The sequence below is a fragment of the Streptomyces sp. NPDC085946 genome (assembly GCF_044540485.1).
In the GTDB taxonomy this organism is placed as follows: Bacteria; Actinomycetota; Actinomycetes; order Streptomycetales; family Streptomycetaceae; genus Streptomyces.
In genome coordinates this window covers 778,057-793,890 of record NZ_JBITSF010000001.1, presented here as the reverse complement: position 1 = coordinate 793,890, position 15,834 = coordinate 778,057, and the positions used below count along the sequence as shown (strand labels likewise).

The window sequence follows — 15,834 nt, the reverse complement described above, 5'->3', positions numbered from 1 at the left end:
CCGCCCCGGCCCGCCTGGGCGTCAGCGGCGTTCGAGCGGGCGGGCCGGTCCCGGGTCGGGCTTGCCGCCGATCCAGTCCTGGAAGGCCTGCCGGGGGCCGGCCCAGCGGCGGTCGTGGCGGTAGGCGCGCAGGGTCGCCCGGGCCCGCGCCCGGTGCCGGCGGCGGTAGAAGCGCCTGGCCCAGGGCGAGCCCGGGCGGGCCAGGCGCACGGCGCCGACCAGGGCGACGACGGGGACGATCACCCCGAAGACCGCGAGGCGGGTCTTGCCCTTGACCAGGGCCACCAGGGAGAAGAGGAAGTTGGCCGCCGTGGTGAGGAGGAAGCCGGCGCGGTCCTGCTCCTCGTCCGGGGTGACGTCGTTGACGCCGAAGGGCGAGAAGCCGATCAGGAGCAGGCCGACCAGGGCGGCGGTGATCACGACGACCTCGACGCTCTTGCGGCCGGCCTCGGTCCAGTAGACGTCGGCCAGGTGCAGGACCAGGGCGAACTCGTCCAGCACGAGGCCCGCGCCGACGCCGAACAGCACGGCGGTGAAGGCCGCCCCGAACCCGTGGTTGCCGCCGGCCACCGCGCCGAAGCCCCCGACGATCACGAGGACGACGCCCGGCACGACGTGGTGGACGTGCACCCCGCCCGTCTCGACGTTGCCGAACGGCCCCTTGCCCGCCCGGATGAGCCGGGTGACGACCCGGGTCACGACGAAGGTCAGGACGAACGCGGCGAGGGCGAGGAGCAGCGGAAGCTTGCCCGGCTCGATGATGTTCCGCTGCCACCAATCTCCCATATGTGCACTTTATCCGCGGCCGCCGCGGGGCCTCTGCTGACCGCCGGGTAACCTGCGCCGGTGCCCCAGACCTCGCCGACCTCGCCCTTCGACGGCCTCCGTTTCGCCTTCGGCACCCTCACCGTGCTCCCGGTCCGGGTGACCCGCTGGGACCGGGACGCCGCGCGCGGCGGCATGCTCTGCGCCCCGCTGGCCGGACTGGTGGTCGGCGCCGCCGCTGCCGCCGCCGGGCTCGTCCTGCTGGCGCTCGGGGCGGGCCCGCTGCTCGCCGCCGTCGCCACCGCCGCGGTGCCCGCCGTGCTCACCCGGGGGCTGCACCTCGACGGCCTCGCCGACACCGCCGACGGGCTGGGCAGCGGCAGGCCCGCCGAGGACGCGCTCAGGATCATGAAGCAGTCGGACATCGGGCCGTTCGGCGTCCTCACGCTTCTCCTCGTGCTGCTCGCCCAGGTCGCCGCGCTGGCGCAGGCGTACGGCGGTTCCTGGGCCCGGGGCGCGCTCGCCGCCGTCGTCGCGGCGGCCGCCGCCCGGCTGGCGCTCACCCTGGCCGCCCGCACCGGGGTGCCGGCCGCCCGGCCGGAAGGACTCGGGGCGGCGGTGGCGGGCGTGGTCCCGGTGCGCGGCGCGGTGCTCGCCGCCCTGGCCGTCCTGGCGGTGTGCGCGGCCGGGGGCGCGCTGCTCGGCCGGCCCGACGCGGTCCGCGCGGCGCTCGCGGTGGCCGCCGCCCTGGGCGCCGCCGAACTGCTGCTGCGGCACTGCACGCGGCGCTTCGGCGGGGTCACCGGCGACGTGTTCGGGGGGCTCGCGGAGACGGCCGCGACGACGGCCCTCGTGGTGCTGTCCCTCGGCTGACGCCGCCCGGCCGGGGCGCCGGCGCCCCGGGGCCGCGGACGCCGCCCGCGCCACCGGCCCCGGCCGCCGCACTCACGAGCGAGCGGGGACGTTCACGCCGGACAGGTCCGGCGCCAGGCCCCCAGCTCGTACTTCTTGAGCAGCGAACTCAGCCCCAGCCGGCGGGACTCGGCGCAGAAGCGGCCGGTGGGCAGCTCGTACTCGGCGTGGAAGACCGCCTTGCCCGCCTCGACGAACGGGGTGAGGGCGGCGCACTCCCCGTACTGGGCGCACTGCTCGTTGACCGCGAAGTCGAAGTCCCCCACCAGCTCCGGGATCTGGTCCAGGTCGTTCTTCAGGCCGACGGCCAGGCCGCGCTCGTGGGCCAGCTCCGCGATCAGGCGGTTGTAGCGCAGCTGGTCGCGGGCGGTGAGCGGGAAGCCGGTGCGGTTGCGGTAGCCGTCCATGTTGTCCGGCTCGACCGCGTCGAAGCCCTTGTCCCGGCACATGTCGAGCCGGGCCGCCATGAGCGGCTCCAGGACGTCCGTGCGGCGGATGTCCAGCCAGCGCTCGCCCTCCCAGCCGTTGCCCCGGCCCAGCACCGACCGGGGGAACTTCCCGGCGTCCGGGCGCCAGTCCTCGGAGGCGCCGGTGGACAGGTAGCAGATGACCTTGCGGCCGTCGCGGTGCAGGGCGTCGACCGTGGCCCGGGAGTGGTCGAAGCCGTCGATGTCGTACACCGGCACGTCGACGGAGGTGTCGAGCCGGCCTCTGAGCTGCCACTGCCAGGCTGTGCCGGGGCGGGGCTGCCAGCGCGGGCCGCCGCCCGCCCGGTCGTCGGGGTCGTCGGGGGCCGTGGTGCAGCCCGCGAGCAGCAGCGCGAGCAGGGCGGTCAGGAGGAGGGGGCGTCTCACGGGTCGGTCTCCAAGGTGTGCGGCAACGTACCCCAAGGATGATCGCCGGTGCCGGGCACCGCGCAGTGCACCGTCGCGCCCCGCGCCCGGGCCGCCCCGGCGAGGTCGACGCCGGGCGGCACCCCGTACACCAGGTGGCACAGCCGGGCCCCGCCGCCGGCCGGCCACGGCCGCGGGGCCTGCGCGCGGTACGCCGCCCAGCTGCCCTCGAAGGTGACGAGGACGTCGGCGATCCGGGCGTAGGCGGGGTGCGGTGCCGTGCCGTGATTGAGGACGAGCGTGCCGCAGCCGACGCCCCAGGCGCCGACGGCCAGCCGCTGGTAGTGCGGGAACTCCTCCGGCCCGGCGGCGGCCCGGTCGAGGAAGGCGCCGTCGGTGCCGTACCAGTCGCGGTACCGGGTGAGGTCCCGTACGACGTCGGCGTAGGGGCGGCGGCCGTAGCCGGTGTCGGCGTAGCCGAGGACGCGGACGCCCGCGGCGCGCAGGCGGGCGGCGACCCCGGCGAACGCCGGGTCGGGGCGGTCGCCGGGGCCGCTGGCCGGGTTGAGGACCACCCCGTAGAGGCGGGGTGCGGCCGCGACGACGGCGTCCCACTCGGCGGGCCGGACCGAGGGGTGCTCGTAGTAGGGGATCAGGAGTGCGCTCATCGGTGGGCGGTTGCCCTCCCCAGCAGGACGCACACCAGGACGGCCTGGACGGCGGCCGCCGCGCCGTGCACGGCGAGCCCGGCCGGGTGCGGGTCGCCGGTGCGGGTGACGAGGAGCAGGGTCTGGGCGAGGGCCGCCGCGCAGCACACCGCGGTCGCGCCGAGCACCGCGCCGAAGGACTGGAGCAGCAGGCCCGTCCACAGCACCGCGCCCAGCAGGAGCAGTCCGGCGAGCCGCACGCCGCCGGGCACCGGGGCGTCCGGCCACAGGGCGGCGGTGGCGAGGGCCAGCGCGCCCAGGGCGGCGAGGTAGCCGGTGAGGCACTCGGCGACCCCGGCCGCCGTCCGGCGCCGGAAGGAGCGCGGGGTGCCGGCGGTGCGCAGCCCGGCGAGCGCGCCGCTGCGGAAGCGGTACAGCAGCCACTCGGCGGGTCCCATGCTGAGGGTGAGCGCCACCGCGGCGGGCGCGGCGACCGCGCTGTGCGCCCGGCCCGCCAGGACGTCGCCGAGCGCCGCGTACAGCACGAGGACGCCGGTGCCGAGCCCGAACAGGGCGTACGGCAGGGAGCCCGCGAGCCGGGGCCCGGCCGGGGGCGGGACCGCGGGGGCGGTGCCGGGCGCGCCGAAGGGCAGCAGGGCGGTCAGGCCCGCCGTCCAGCCGCCCGGCCCGGCGAGGGCGGGCGCCGCCTCGCGCAGCCCGAGCACGACGACCGCCGCGAGCGAGCCGAGCAGCAGGGCCAGGCGCGCGGCGTCCGGCACGGGGTGGGCCAGGGCCAGGACCGCGCCCGCCGTCATCGGGGCCAGCGCGGCCAGCAGCAGCCGTTCGCGGCCCATGACGAGCAGGACCGTCGCCGCGGCGAGGTAGCAGGACTGCCCGGCGGCGAAGGCGACCGCGGCCGGGGCGGCGGTGCCCGCGCAGGCCAGGGCGACCAGGGCGCCGAGCAGCGCGCCCGCCGGGGCGCCCAGCAGCAGGCAGCGGCGGGCGGCGGCGCGGTCGCCGAGGCCCAGCCAGGAGTACGCCCGGTGGGCCAGGCCCTGGTTCCAGGTCCAGCCGCACAGGGCCCCGGCCAGCAGCGGGACCGTGCCCGCCGGGAGGCCCAGGTCGCCGCGCGGCCCGGTGAGCCAGGGCGCGCCGAGGACGTAGGCGAGGCCGGGCAGGGCGAAGACCACCCCGCGCAGCAGGCAGCCGAGCAGGCCGGTCCGCCAGGGGTCGTGGGCGGGGCCGCCGGGCTCGGGGTGGCGCCGCTCGACCCGCGCGTACAGGGTCTCGGCGAGCGCGAAGGAGTCCCGCACGCCGTACCGCTCGCGTATCTGCTCGTCCGACAGGCCGTCGGACTCCAGCAGCGCGGCGATCTCGTCGGGGTGGACGGCCGCCGCCACGAACTCCTCCAGGCGGGCGGCCAGTTCGTCGACGGGGTCGGGCCGGGCCCAGCCGGGGGCGGCGCGCTGCGGGGGGACGGCGGGCACGGTGTCCGGGCGGGAGTCCGGCGGCCGGACGTTCCCGCTCACCAGCCGGTCCCGTCCGTGGCGACGGCCGCGTACCAGGGGTCGCGCAGTTCGAGGGTCCAGTCGGCGACGGTCTCCACGGCCGGCCGGTAGACCTCCGGCCGGCCGGCGAGCTCCTGGTAGACGGTCCGGAAGGCGTCGACGGAGCGTTTGAGGGTGAAGCGGTCGATGACGCGCTGGCGGGCCGACGCGCCCAGTGCCGCGCGCCGTTCACCGTCGCGCAGCAGGGTCAGCGCGGCGGCGGCCATCTTCTCCGGTTCGCGCGGCGGGACGACCAGGCCGGTGTCGCCGACGGCCTCGCGCACGCCGCCGACGTCGGTCGACACGGTCGTCCGGCCGCAGGACATCGCCTCGATGATCGAGAACGGGAAGCCCTCGGAGATCGACGACAGCATGACGACGTGCCCGGCCGCGTAGGCCCGCCACACCTCGGTGACGCGGCCCTCGAAGACCAGCCCGTCGGTGACGCCGAGTTCGGCGGCGAGCTTCTCCAGCCGGGTGCGGTACGCCTCGCCGCCGGGCGGGACCGGGCCGAACAGCCTCAGCCGGGTCCCGGGCAGCCCGGCGCGCACCAGGGCGTAGGCGCGGATCAGGGTCTCCAGGTCCTTGATGGGGTCGACGCGGCCGCACCAGGTGAGGGTGGGCACCTCCGGTTCGGGGCCGGCGTGCGGGAAGGCGTGCGGGTCGACGCCGTTGTACACGGTCCGGATCCGGCCGGGGTCGGCGCCGCCGCGCTCCTCCCAGCGGCGGTTGTACCGGTTGCACGGGGTGATCAGGTCGGCGGCCCGGTAGCCCAGGGAGTTGAGCGCGCGGTAGAAGCCGAGCAGGCACGCCTTCACCGGCCAGCGCTGCGCCTCGCGGCGGTGTCCGAGGTAGCGCTCGCGCAGGTAGATGCCGTGCTCGGTGAGCAGGAACGGTACGCCGTCCAGGTGGCGGGCGGCGAGCGCGGGCAGGGTCGCCAGGCCGCTGCTGACGGCGTGCGCGACGGACTCCTCGGGGATGCGCACGCCGAGCGGGCGCAGGGCGTGCTCCAGCAGGTCGGTCGCGGTCAGCGCGTCGTGCAGGGTGGGCCGGGCGGCGGCCGTCGGCAGGTGCGGCAGGGTCCAGATCCGCATCAGGGACCGCAGCGCGGACTCGGTGCGCAGGGCCGCCGCGAGGTGTCCGTCCCGGGCGAGCGCGGCGAGGTCGTACAGCGCCTCGCCGAAGTCGCAGGGCGGGGCGGGGTCGAGGAAGGAGAGCAGGAAGCGCTCGTAGGCGTCGGTGAAGCGGCGGCGGGTCCGGCCGTACGGCGGCCGGGTGCGGCCGGGGCGCGGCCCCCAGGTCGGTACGGGCGTGTGACCGCGGACGTTGGCCGGCAGCTCCCAGGTCACGGGTTCGCGGCCGGTGCCGGTGAGCGGGACGAGGTGGAAGTCGACCTCCGGCATGCCCCTGACGAGCTGGTCGCACCAGGTGCTGACCCCGCCGTGGACATGGGGATAGGTGCCTTCGGTGAGCATGGTGACATGACGGCCGGTACGCATCGCTGCGCGGCTTCCCCCTTCGGTGCGGATGACATGCGTGCGGGGAACTGCGGCCCGGGGCCCGGGTGCGGGCCGTCGTGGCCGGTCGCGCCCCCCGGGGGGCGCGGAGCCGCGTCCCGTGCACGGCCCGCGCCCCCCGAGGGGTGCTCCCCCTTACGGCAGCTTCAGCGTCGGCCTCACGGCAGCTTCAGCGTCAGCGCGCTCTGGAGCGCGGCCGGGGCCGCCCAGGCCGAGCGCTCCCCCGCATAGGGGGTTCCGAAGGCGGTCGTGCCGAGCACGAGCTGCTGCTTCGTCCCCTCCGGCGCGGTCACCGGGATCCGGGTGCCGGACGGCGCGGTGACGGTGACGGTGATGCCGATCCGGTACGCCGTGACCCGGCCGCCCGCGAGGGCGGCCTGCCAGGCGGCGCGGCGCTGCAGCTCGGTGCCGACGGCGCTGTGCCGGGGGTTCTCCAGCGGCGTGTTGTCGGCGAACAGGGCCCGGTAGTCGGCCAGTACGCGGTCCAGGACCGGGTAGAGGATCCGGTCCTCGGCCAGGTTGGACTGGTGGACGTAGTGCGGGCGCGGGTCGTTGGCCAGGGCGTGGCCGAGGGCGGTGCGCGCCTCCTGCGGGACGATGTGGGTGGCGTAGCCCGTGGCGGGGTCGAGCGGGGCGTCCAGGCACGTCGAGGCGGGGTTGTCCTCGCAGACGCCGCTGCCGCCGTCGGCGCGGGAGGTGTAGACCCAGTTGTACTCGTCGGCCATCTCGGCCGCGGTGCCCACGTTGTAGTAGACGTTCATCGGGTGGCGCGGCACGGTCAGGGCGCCGCCGACCGCGCGCTGCGCGGGCTCGCGGGAGTTGTCCGAGGCGATCCACTTCACGCCGGTGTCGGCGAGCGCGCCGGCCAGGTTCGGGTTGTCGGCGGGCTGCTGCGGCAGCGTCCGCAGGCCCGAGTGCTCCCCGGTGACCAGCTCGGTGCGGTCGACGGGCAGGCCCTTGGCGGTGGCCCAGGCGTGGTTGTCGCGGATCTGCGCGGCGATCTCGGCGCGGCTCATGTACCGCGTCGAGCCGTCGGCGTTCTCCGCACAGCTCCACGGCACCGTGGAGGTGTCCTGGACGCAGCCGAGGAAGGGGTGGGTGTAGGTGTGGTTGATCCAGCGGTACTGCGCCCGGTCGGCGAGCAGCCGGTCGGTGAGGGCGTCGCTCCCGCCGTGCTCGGCCTTCCACTCCTCGCCGGAGCCGGCGTTGTAGACCATGTCGAGGGTGAAGCCGCGCTCGCGCTGCCACTGCGCGGCGTGCACCGCGTCGGCGGCGGTCATGCGGATCGGCACGGTGGTGTCCTCGCCGCCGCCCGCGCAGTCGATGTCGCCGGGGGTGCAGTTGCGCTCGGTGTCCCAGCGGGCGTCGGGCGCGAACACGTCGTCGACGTGCACGGCGAAGTAGTTGCGGTCCCGGCCCAGGTGCACGCCCTGGGTGAGCCACTCGACGATGCCCCGGGCCAGCAGCCGGAACTGCTGCTGGTGCTGGTTGTAGGCGAACGTCACCACGAGCTCGCGGCGTCCGTCGTGGGCGTACTCCCCGACCAGGCTGCCGCGGCCGGAGCCCGCCGGCACGGGGACGTCGACGTAGCTGGTGAAGCCGCTGCGCGGCCGCGCCACGTACCCGTAGCTCTCCTGCACGCCCGGCGCGTTGTCCTCGAAGGCGACCGCCCCGTCGAGGTAGTCGAAGGGGCCGGCCTTCCCGGCCGCCGTGACGGACGCCTCGCGCCCGTCGAGGGCGCCCGCCCAGCCGCCCTCGCTGGTGTAGTCCAGGCCGACCTCCGGGTGCGCCCAGGTGTAGGCGTCCACCTGCGGGATGCCGTACGTCCGCTCGTACGCCTCCAGGGCGGCCTGCTCGGCGGAGCCGGCGCCGAACGGGGCCTCGTCGGGCAGCACCACGCCCTGGTACTTGGCGCGGGGCCGGCCGTCGACCGTGTCGCTGAGGAACGCGGCCGTGACGGCCGGGCGGCCGGGGTCGCCCAGGTCGACGGTCGTGTACGGGATGCCCGTGCTCCTCAGCTGGGCCGTGATGGCCCGCACGGGGCTGCCGCCGTCGTCCACGACGAGCACCCGCAGATCGATCCGCGGCTCCCCGGCGGCGGACGCGCCGGGCGCCCCCAGTCCCAGGGCCAGCAGGCTCGCCGCCGTCCCGGCGACCGCCGCTCTTCTTCCGCCGCGCGCACGCTGTGCCATGTCCGTCCCTCCCCCACGGCCGGCGAGCGGGGCGCTCACCGGAACGCGACGAGTGTGTCCCACCTCACCGGTCCGGGGATCAAGAAGCGGCGACGACGCCACGGACAGGTGAACACCCGCAGGAATGAGCGAGCACGGGGACGCGCGTAGTCTCGTGCCGGGTGTTTACCTGCCCAGGTAAAGACCACACCGCAGGAGGGCTCTAGGGTCGGTTGTCGGGCCCGGTCGACCCACCCGCACTCGGCCACACCACACTTACGGAAGCGAGATTTCACCACCGTGACTGCTCTCACTCTCAGCACCGCCGCGGCGCCCGGCCTGCGGGCCGACGCGATCGTGATCGGTATCGCCAAGGGCGCCGGCTCCCCGTCCGGGAACCTGGTCGTCGCACCGGGCGCCGAGGCCGTGGACAAGGCGTACGACGGCAAGCTGGCCGGCGTCCTGGAGACCCTCGGCGCCTCCGGTGGCGAGGGCGAGGTGACGAAGCTGCCCGCGCCGTCCGGTTTCAAGGCCCCGCTCGTGGTGGCGGTGGGTCTGGGCGCGCAGCCCGAGAAGGACGCCTCCTACGACGGCGAGGTCCTGCGCAAGGCCGCCGGCGCCGCCGCCCGTGCGCTGGCCGGCTCCGCGAAGGCCGCCTTCGCCCTGCCGGTGACGGACCCCGCCGACACCGCCGCGATCGGGGAGGGCGTGCTGCTCGGCGCCTACACCTTCGACGCCTACAAGGGCAACGGCGGCACCGGCAAGGACGCCGCGAAGAACGGCAAGGCGCCGCTGGCCGAGGCCGTGCTGCTGGGCGGCAGGCCCCGCGACAAGGCGTACAAGGCGGCGGTCGAGCGCGCCACCGCCGTCGCCGAGGAGCTGAACCGCGCCCGCGACCTGGTCAACACCCCGCCGAACGACCTCGACCCGCAGGCGTTCGCCGCGATCGTGCAGGCCTCGGCCAAGGAGCACGGCCTGAAGGTGCAGGTGCTCGACGAGAAGGCCCTGGCCAAGGGCGGCTACGGCGGCATCCTCGGGGTCGGCTCCGGCTCGGCCTCCGCCCCGCGCCTGGTGAAGCTGTCGTACACGCACTCCAAGGCGAAGAAGCACCTGGCCTTCGTCGGCAAGGGCATCACCTACGACTCGGGCGGCATCTCGCTGAAGCCGGCCGGGCACAACGAGACGATGAAGTGCGACATGAGCGGCGCCGCCGCCGTGTTCGCCGCGGTGGTGGCCGCCGCCCGCCTCGGCCTGGAGGTCAACGTCACCGGCTGGCTCGCGCTGGCCGAGAACATGCCGTCGGGCTCCGCCGTCCGCCCGGGCGACGTGCTGCGCATGTACAGCGGCAAGACGGTCGAGGTGCTCAACACCGACGCCGAGGGCCGGCTGGTGCTCGCCGACGCCCTGTGGGCCGCCTCCCAGGAGAAGCCGGACGCGATCGTGGACGTCGCGACGCTGACCGGCGCGATGATGCTGGCGCTGGGCAGCCGCACCTTCGGGATCATGGGCAACGACGACGCCTTCCGCACGGCGGTGTACGAGGCCGCCGAGGAGGTCGGCGAGCCCGCGTGGCCGATGCCGCTGCCCGAGCACCTGCGCAAGGGCATGGACTCCCCCGTCGCCGACATCGCCAACATGGGCGAGCGGATGGGCGGCGGCCTGGTCGCCGGGCTGTTCCTGCGCGAGTTCGTCGGCGAGGGCATCACCTGGGCGCACCTCGACATCGCCGGGCCGGCGTTCAACGAGGGCGGGCCGTTCGGCTACACCCCCAAGGGCGGCACGGGCACGGCGGTGCGCACCCTGGTGCGGGTGGCCGAGCTGACCGCGGCCGGTGACCTGGGCTGATCGTTCGCCCGGGTGCCCGGCCCGGCCCGTTCCGCGGCGGTCGCGGGGGCGTGGGGGCTGGACGCGCAGTCCCCCGCGCCCCCGGGGACGCCGAACGTGGGGTGTCTCACACCCCGGCCCCGCGTCTCGTCCGCCCCCCACAGGTGCGAAGATGGGGCCCGGCAGGACAGGGCCCCACCCAAGGGCCGAAGAACGAGCGGCCGGACACCAGCCGCCGACCGGTCACTGAGGACCGGCGTGGCGCACATGCATGGAGGACGTGACGTGGCGAACGACGCCAGCACCGTTTTCGACCTAGTGATCCTCGGCGGTGGCAGCGGTGGTTACGCCGCGGCCCTGCGCGGGGCTCAGCTGGGCCTGGACGTCGCCCTGATCGAGAAGGACAAGGTCGGCGGCACCTGCCTGCACCGGGGTTGCATCCCCACCAAGGCCCTGCTGCACGCGGGCGAGATCGCCGACCAGGCCCGCGAGAGCGAGCAGTTCGGTGTGAAGGCCTCCTTCGAGGGCATCGACATGCCCGCCGTCCACAAGTACAAGGACGACGTCGTCGCCGGCCTGTACAAGGGTCTCCAGGGGCTCGTCGCCTCCCGCAAGGTGACCTACATCGAGGGCGAGGGCCGGCTGTCCTCGGCCACCTCGGTGGACGTCGACGGCCGGCGGATCCAGGGCCGCCACATCCTGCTGGCGACCGGCTCCGTGCCGAAGTCGCTGCCGGGCCTGGAGATCGACGGCAACCGGATCATCTCCTCGGACCACGCCCTCGTCCTGGACCGCGTGCCCGAGTCCGCGATCATCCTCGGCGGCGGTGTCATCGGCTCCGAGTTCGCCTCCGCGTGGAAGTCCTTCGGCACCGACGTCACCATCATCGAGGGCCTGAAGCACCTCGTCCCGGCCGAGGACGAGAACTCCTCCAAGCTGCTGGAGCGCTCCTTCCGCAAGCGCGGCATCAAGTTCAACCTGGGCACCTTCTTCCAGAAGGCCGAGTACACCCAGGACGGCGTCAAGGTCACCCTCGCCGACGGCAAGGAGTTCGAGGCCGAGCTCCTCCTCGTCGCCGTCGGCCGCGGCCCGGTCTCGCAGGGCCTGGGCTACGAGGAGGCCGGGGTCGCGATGGACCGCGGCTACGTCCTCGTCGACGAGTACATGCGGACGAACGTCCCGACCATCTCCGCCGTCGGCGACCTGGTGCCGACCCTCCAGCTCGCGCACGTCGGCTTCGCCGAGGGCATCCTGGTGGCGGAGCGCCTGGCCGGTCTGAAGGTCGTCCCGATCGACTACGACGGTGTTCCGCGCGTCACCTACAGCCACCCGGAGGTCGCCTCCGTCGGTCTCACCGAGGCCAGGGCGAAGGAGATCTACGGCGCGGACAAGGTCGTCGCTCTGAAGTACAACCTGGCGGGCAACGGCAGGAGCAAGATCCTGAAGACCGCGGGCGAGATCAAGCTCGTCCAGGTCAAGGACGGTGCCGTGGTCGGCGTGCACATGGTCGGCGACCGCATCGGCGAGCAGGTCGGCGAGGCGCAGCTGATCTACAACTGGGAGGCCCTGCCGGCCGAGGTGGCCCAGCTCATCCACGCCCACCCGACGCAGAACGAGGCGCTCGGCGAGGCCCACCTGGCGCTGGCCGGCAAGCCCCTCCACGCGCACGACTGACCCTCGGTCACGACACGCGACGACCAGACTTCCGCAATTCGTTAGGAGCAACCGAAACCATGGCGGTTTCCGTAACCCTTCCAGCGCTCGGCGAGAGCGTCACCGAGGGCACTGTCACCCGCTGGCTGAAGGCCGAGGGCGAGCGCGTCGAGGCCGACGAGCCGCTGCTCGAGGTCTCCACCGACAAGGTCGACACCGAGATCCCCGCCCCGGCCTCCGGCGTGCTGGCCTCCATCAAGGTCGCCGAGGACGAGACGGTCGAGGTCGGCGCCGAGCTGGCCGTCATCGACGACGGCACCGGTGCCCCCGCCGCCGCCCCGGCCCCCGCGGCCGAGGAGGTCGCCCCGCCGGCCCCGGAGCCGGCCCCGGCCGCCCAGCCGTCCACCGAGCAGGCCGCCCCGGCTCCGGCGCCCACCGCCGAGGCCGCCGCCGGCGGCGGCTCCGCCGAGGGCACGGACGTGGTCCTGCCCGCGCTCGGCGAGTCCGTCACCGAGGGCACCGTCACCCGCTGGCTGAAGTCGGTCGGCGACAGCGTCGAGGCCGACGAGCCGCTGCTCGAGGTCTCCACCGACAAGGTCGACACCGAGATCCCGGCGCCCGCCTCCGGCGTGCTCCTGGAGATCGTGGTCGGCGAGGACGAGACCGCCGAGGTCGGCGCCAAGCTCGCCGTCATCGGCGCCCCGGGCGCGGCTCCGGCCGCCGCACCGGCCGCCCCCGCCGCCCCGGCCGAGCCCGAGCCCGCCCCGGCCCCGCAGCAGGCCGCCCCGGCGCCCGCTCCGGCCCCGGCTCCCGCTCAGGCCCCGGCTCCCGCCCCGGCCCCGCAGGCGCCCGCGGCTCCGGCCCCGCAGCAGGCCGCCCCGGCGCCCGCTCCGGCCCCGGCCGCCGCCCCCGCGGCCCCGGCCGCCGCCCCCGCGGCTCCGGCCGCCGCCCAGCCGGCCGACGACGGCGCCTACGTCACCCCGCTGGTGCGCAAGCTCGCCTCCGAGCACGGCGTGGACCTCTCCAGCGTCAAGGGCACCGGCGTCGGCGGCCGCATCCGCAAGCAGGACGTCATGGCCGCCGCCGAGGCCGCCAAGGCCGCCGCCGCGGCTCCGGCTCCCGCCCCGGCCGCCGCCGCCGCCCCGGCCGCCGCGAAGAAGGCCCCCGTCCTGGAGGCCTCCCCGCTGCGCGGCCAGACCGTCAAGATGCCGCGCATCCGCAAGGTCATCGGCGACAACATGGTCAAGGCCCTGCAGGAGCAGGCCCAGCTGTCCTCGGTGGTCGAGGTCGACGTGACCCGCCTGATGAAGCTGCGCGCCCGGGCCAAGGACGCGTTCGCGGCGCGTGAGGGCGTCAAGCTCTCCCCGATGCCGTTCTTCGTCAAGGCCGCGGCCCAGGCGCTGAAGGCCTACCCGGTCATCAACGCCAAGATCAACGAGGCCGAGGGGACCATCACCTACTTCGACACCGAGAACATCGGTATCGCGGTGGACTCCGAGAAGGGCCTGATGACCCCGGTCATCAAGAACGCCGGCGACCTCAACCTCGCCGGTATCGCCAAGGCCACGGCGGAGCTCGCGGGCAAGGTCCGCGGCAACAAGATCACCCCGGACGAGCTGTCCGGCGCGACCTTCACCATCAGCAACACCGGGTCGCGCGGCGCGCTCTTCGACACGATCATCGTGCCGCCGGGCCAGGTCGCGATCCTCGGCATCGGCGCCACGGTCAAGCGCCCCGCCGTCGTCGAGACGGAGGAGGGCACGGCCATCGGCGTCCGCGACATGACGTACCTGACCCTGTCCTACGACCACCGCCTGGTGGACGGCGCCGACGCGGCCCGTTACCTGACGGCCGTCAAGGCGATCCTGGAGGCGGGCGAGTTCGAGGTCGAGCTCGGCCTGTAACCGCCGGTCAGCCGCACGCGTGGGTGCCCCGTCCGGATCCTTCCGGGCGGGGCACCGACGTATCCGGAGGGGCGCGGGAACCACGCGACCGGCCGGCCGTCGGCCCGCCCTCGCCGGGCGGCGGCGGGGACCGGCCCGAGGGCGCCGGAGGCACCATGTGCGACTCGTCTCACCTGCGTGAAAGCACCCCCATCGGCCCCACCCGCGGAGCGAACCGGCCTTATTGTCTAAACGTCAAGCGCCCTAAGGAGCCCTCATGACCGCCCCCGTCATCCACTCGCTGCGCGAACAGATCCGCGAGCACATCCTGGAGGGGATCATCAGCGGGCGCTGGCAGCCGGGCGAGCGGATCGTGGAGCGGCGGATCGCGACCGAGCTGGAGGTCAGCCAGACCCCGGTCCGGGAGGCGCTGCGCGAGCTGGAGTCGCTGCGGCTGATCGAGTCGGCGCCGAACAAGGGCGTGCGGGTGCGCAACCTGACGGCTGCGGACCTGGAGGAGAGCTACCCGGTCCGGGCCGGCCTGGAGGCGATCGCGGCCGAACTGGCGGCGGAGCGGCTGGCGGAGGACTGCTCGGCGCTGGAGCCGCACGTGGCCGCGCTGTACGAGGCCGACCGGGCGTCCGACGGGACGGCGCAGGTGCGGCACACCGTCGGTTTCCACCGGGAGCTGGTGCGCGCCGCGGGCAACTCCGTGCTGCTGCACACCTGGGAGGGCCTGGGCATCGAGGTCTTCACCGCGCTGTCCATCCGCTGGCTGGGCACCGTCCAGCAGTCGTACGCCGAGGAGCACGAGGAGCTGCTGGCCGCGTTCCGCCGCCGCGACCCCCGTATCGCCGAGATCGTCAAGGCGCACGTGCTGGGCTGCGCGCCGCGGGCCTGACCGCCCCACGTGCCCTAATGTGACCGGCATGTCCGACATGCCGCACGGTGGGCACGACGAGCCGTCCCCTCGCGGGCGGCCCTGGCCCCGTTTCAAGGAGTCGCCGTTCCTGCCGGCCACGGTCCTGGTGCTGATCCTCGGCGCGGCGGCGGGACTCTTCGCCTGGTCGTACACGTACGCCATGGCCAACCCGACGCCGCGCTCCATCCCGGCGGCGGTGGTGGGGCCGTACCAGGAGCCGCGGGGCAGGGCCTTCCTCGCCGGGGTGGAGGAGGCGCTGAACGCCTCCGTGAAGGTGCGCCCCTACGCCGGCCCGGCCGCCGCCCGCGCGGCGGTCGAGGAGCAGGAGGTCTTCGGGATCTTCGAGGTCCGCGACGGCGGCCGCTCGGTCGTCCTGGACGTCTCCGCGGCGTCCGGCGCCTCCGTGGCCGAGGTGCTGTCGGAGGCGGCGCTCGGGGCCGGCGAGCGCACCGGCGTCCGGGTGACCGTCCGGGACGTCAATCCCCTCCAGCCGGGCGACCCGCGGGGGCTGGCGATCTTCTACGTCTCGCTGGCGGCCGTGATCATCGGTTTCGTCGGGTCGATCCAGCTGAGCGTGCACGCGCGGGCGCTGAACCCGCTGGAGCGGATCGCGTTCACGGCGGCGTACGCGCTGCTCGGCGGGTTCGCGATCGCCGCGGCGGTGGACTGGCTGCTCGGGACGCTGGACCTGCCGTTCACGGAGTCGTGGCTGATCCTGGCGCTGACGATGTTCACCAGCGGTATGGTCTTCACCCTGTTCAACACCCTCATCGGCCGCTGGGCGATGCTGCCGACCTGGGGCCTGATGGTGCTGGTGGGCAACCCCTCCTCGGGCGGCGCGGTGTCCTGGCCGCTGCTGCCGTCCCCGCTGGGGGCGATCGGCCGCTGGCTGCCGCCGGGCGCCTCGGTCAACGCCCAGCACACGGCGGTGTACTTCCCCGGCCACCAGCACGCCTTCCCCTTCCTGGTGCTGGCCGGCTGGTCGCTGCTGTCCTGCGCGGTCTTCCTCACCTGGTCGCACCGCCACCCCGGCGGCCGGGCCAGGCAGCCCTCCCCCGCGGCCTCGTGAGCGTCCCTCGGGGCTCCGGCACCCTGAACAGCAGAGCGATCCGTCGCTCAGACGCGCCGCGACCTGCGCAAACCCCTCCCCAGAGCGTCAC

General features: G+C 75.0%; 12 protein-coding genes. 6 read left to right on the top strand and 6 right to left on the bottom strand.

Annotation, left to right across the window (positions count from 1 at the left end; all coding sequences use genetic code 11):
• Positions 1–21 precede the first annotated feature (21 nt).
• Positions 22–786: a hypothetical protein gene (locus ACIF8T_RS03525; RefSeq protein ID WP_400030673.1), complete on the bottom strand. Its 765-nt coding sequence runs from the start codon at positions 784–786 to the stop codon at positions 22–24.
• A gap of 60 nt (positions 787–846) precedes the next feature.
• Between ACIF8T_RS03525 and ACIF8T_RS03520 the strand changes: the two genes are divergently transcribed.
• Entirely contained in the window at positions 847–1,638 is a 792-nt protein-coding gene (locus tag ACIF8T_RS03520; protein WP_400030671.1) for an adenosylcobinamide-GDP ribazoletransferase, read from the top strand.
• 92 nt (positions 1,639–1,730) lie between these two features.
• Here the strand turns inward: ACIF8T_RS03520 and ACIF8T_RS03515 are convergent, their stop codons facing one another.
• The 5 genes from ACIF8T_RS03515 to ACIF8T_RS03495 all read right to left on the bottom strand — a co-directional run bounded on the left by ACIF8T_RS03515 (position 1,731) and on the right by ACIF8T_RS03495 (position 8,413).
• Positions 1,731–2,531, bottom strand: a complete 801-nt coding sequence (locus ACIF8T_RS03515) for an endo alpha-1,4 polygalactosaminidase (RefSeq protein ID WP_400030669.1) — start codon at positions 2,529–2,531, stop codon at positions 1,731–1,733.
• Positions 2,528–3,178, bottom strand: coding sequence for a spherulation-specific family 4 protein (locus ACIF8T_RS03510; RefSeq protein ID WP_400030667.1), 651 nt, complete (start codon positions 3,176–3,178; stop codon positions 2,528–2,530). The genes ACIF8T_RS03515 and ACIF8T_RS03510 overlap by 4 nt, the downstream gene beginning before the upstream one ends.
• Positions 3,175–4,686: a hypothetical protein gene (locus ACIF8T_RS03505; RefSeq protein WP_400030666.1), complete on the bottom strand. Its 1,512-nt coding sequence runs from the start codon at positions 4,684–4,686 to the stop codon at positions 3,175–3,177. The genes ACIF8T_RS03510 and ACIF8T_RS03505 overlap by 4 nt, the downstream gene beginning before the upstream one ends.
• The gene (pelF, locus tag ACIF8T_RS03500) at positions 4,683–6,203 is read right to left on the bottom strand and encodes a GT4 family glycosyltransferase PelF (RefSeq protein ID WP_400030664.1); all 1,521 of its coding nucleotides are present in this window, start codon (positions 6,201–6,203) and stop codon (positions 4,683–4,685) included. The genes ACIF8T_RS03505 and pelF overlap by 4 nt, the downstream gene beginning before the upstream one ends.
• Before the next feature lie 176 nt (positions 6,204–6,379).
• Complete coding sequence (locus ACIF8T_RS03495; protein WP_400030662.1) at positions 6,380–8,413, bottom strand: hypothetical protein; 2,034 nt, start codon at positions 8,411–8,413, stop codon at positions 6,380–6,382.
• 279 nt (positions 8,414–8,692) lie between these two features.
• Between ACIF8T_RS03495 and ACIF8T_RS03490 the strand changes: the two genes are divergently transcribed.
• The 5 genes from ACIF8T_RS03490 (at position 8,693) to ACIF8T_RS03470 (ending at position 15,743) form a co-directional block, all read left to right on the top strand.
• A complete protein-coding gene (locus ACIF8T_RS03490; protein ID WP_400030660.1) occupies positions 8,693–10,237 on the top strand; it encodes a leucyl aminopeptidase in 1,545 nt (514 codons plus the stop codon).
• 264 nt (positions 10,238–10,501) lie between these two features.
• A complete protein-coding gene (gene lpdA / locus ACIF8T_RS03485) occupies positions 10,502–11,890 on the top strand; it encodes a dihydrolipoyl dehydrogenase (RefSeq protein ID WP_400030658.1) in 1,389 nt (462 codons plus the stop codon).
• Positions 11,891–11,949: 59 nt separating this feature from the next.
• Positions 11,950–13,773: a 2-oxoglutarate dehydrogenase, E2 component, dihydrolipoamide succinyltransferase gene (sucB, locus tag ACIF8T_RS03480; protein ID WP_400030656.1), complete on the top strand. Its 1,824-nt coding sequence runs from the start codon at positions 11,950–11,952 to the stop codon at positions 13,771–13,773.
• A 256-nt stretch (positions 13,774–14,029) separates the two neighbouring features.
• Positions 14,030–14,653 (top strand): GntR family transcriptional regulator, encoded by a 624-nt coding sequence (locus ACIF8T_RS03475; protein ID WP_400030654.1) that lies wholly within the window; start codon positions 14,030–14,032, stop codon positions 14,651–14,653.
• A 37-nt stretch (positions 14,654–14,690) separates the two neighbouring features.
• A complete protein-coding gene (locus tag ACIF8T_RS03470) occupies positions 14,691–15,743 on the top strand; it encodes an ABC transporter permease (RefSeq protein WP_400031476.1) in 1,053 nt (350 codons plus the stop codon).
• Positions 15,744–15,834 lie beyond the last annotated feature (91 nt).

Excerpts from the sequence above, each read along its gene's own strand:
- ACIF8T_RS03525 (WP_400030673.1), bottom strand. The coding sequence starts at position 786 with ATGGGAGATTGGTGGCAGCGGAACATCATCGAGCCGGGCAAGCTTCCG.
- ACIF8T_RS03510 (WP_400030667.1), bottom strand. The coding sequence starts at position 3,178 with ATGAGCGCACTCCTGATCCCCTACTACGAGCACCCCTCGGTCCGGCCC.
- pelF (WP_400030664.1), bottom strand. The coding sequence starts at position 6,203 with ATGCGTACCGGCCGTCATGTCACCATGCTCACCGAAGGCACCTATCCC.
- ACIF8T_RS03495 (WP_400030662.1), bottom strand. The coding sequence starts at position 8,413 with ATGGCACAGCGTGCGCGCGGCGGAAGAAGAGCGGCGGTCGCCGGGACG.
- sucB (WP_400030656.1), top strand. The coding sequence starts at position 11,950 with ATGGCGGTTTCCGTAACCCTTCCAGCGCTCGGCGAGAGCGTCACCGAG.
- ACIF8T_RS03475 (WP_400030654.1), top strand. The coding sequence starts at position 14,030 with ATGACCGCCCCCGTCATCCACTCGCTGCGCGAACAGATCCGCGAGCAC.
- ACIF8T_RS03470 (WP_400031476.1), top strand. The coding sequence starts at position 14,691 with ATGCCGCACGGTGGGCACGACGAGCCGTCCCCTCGCGGGCGGCCCTGG.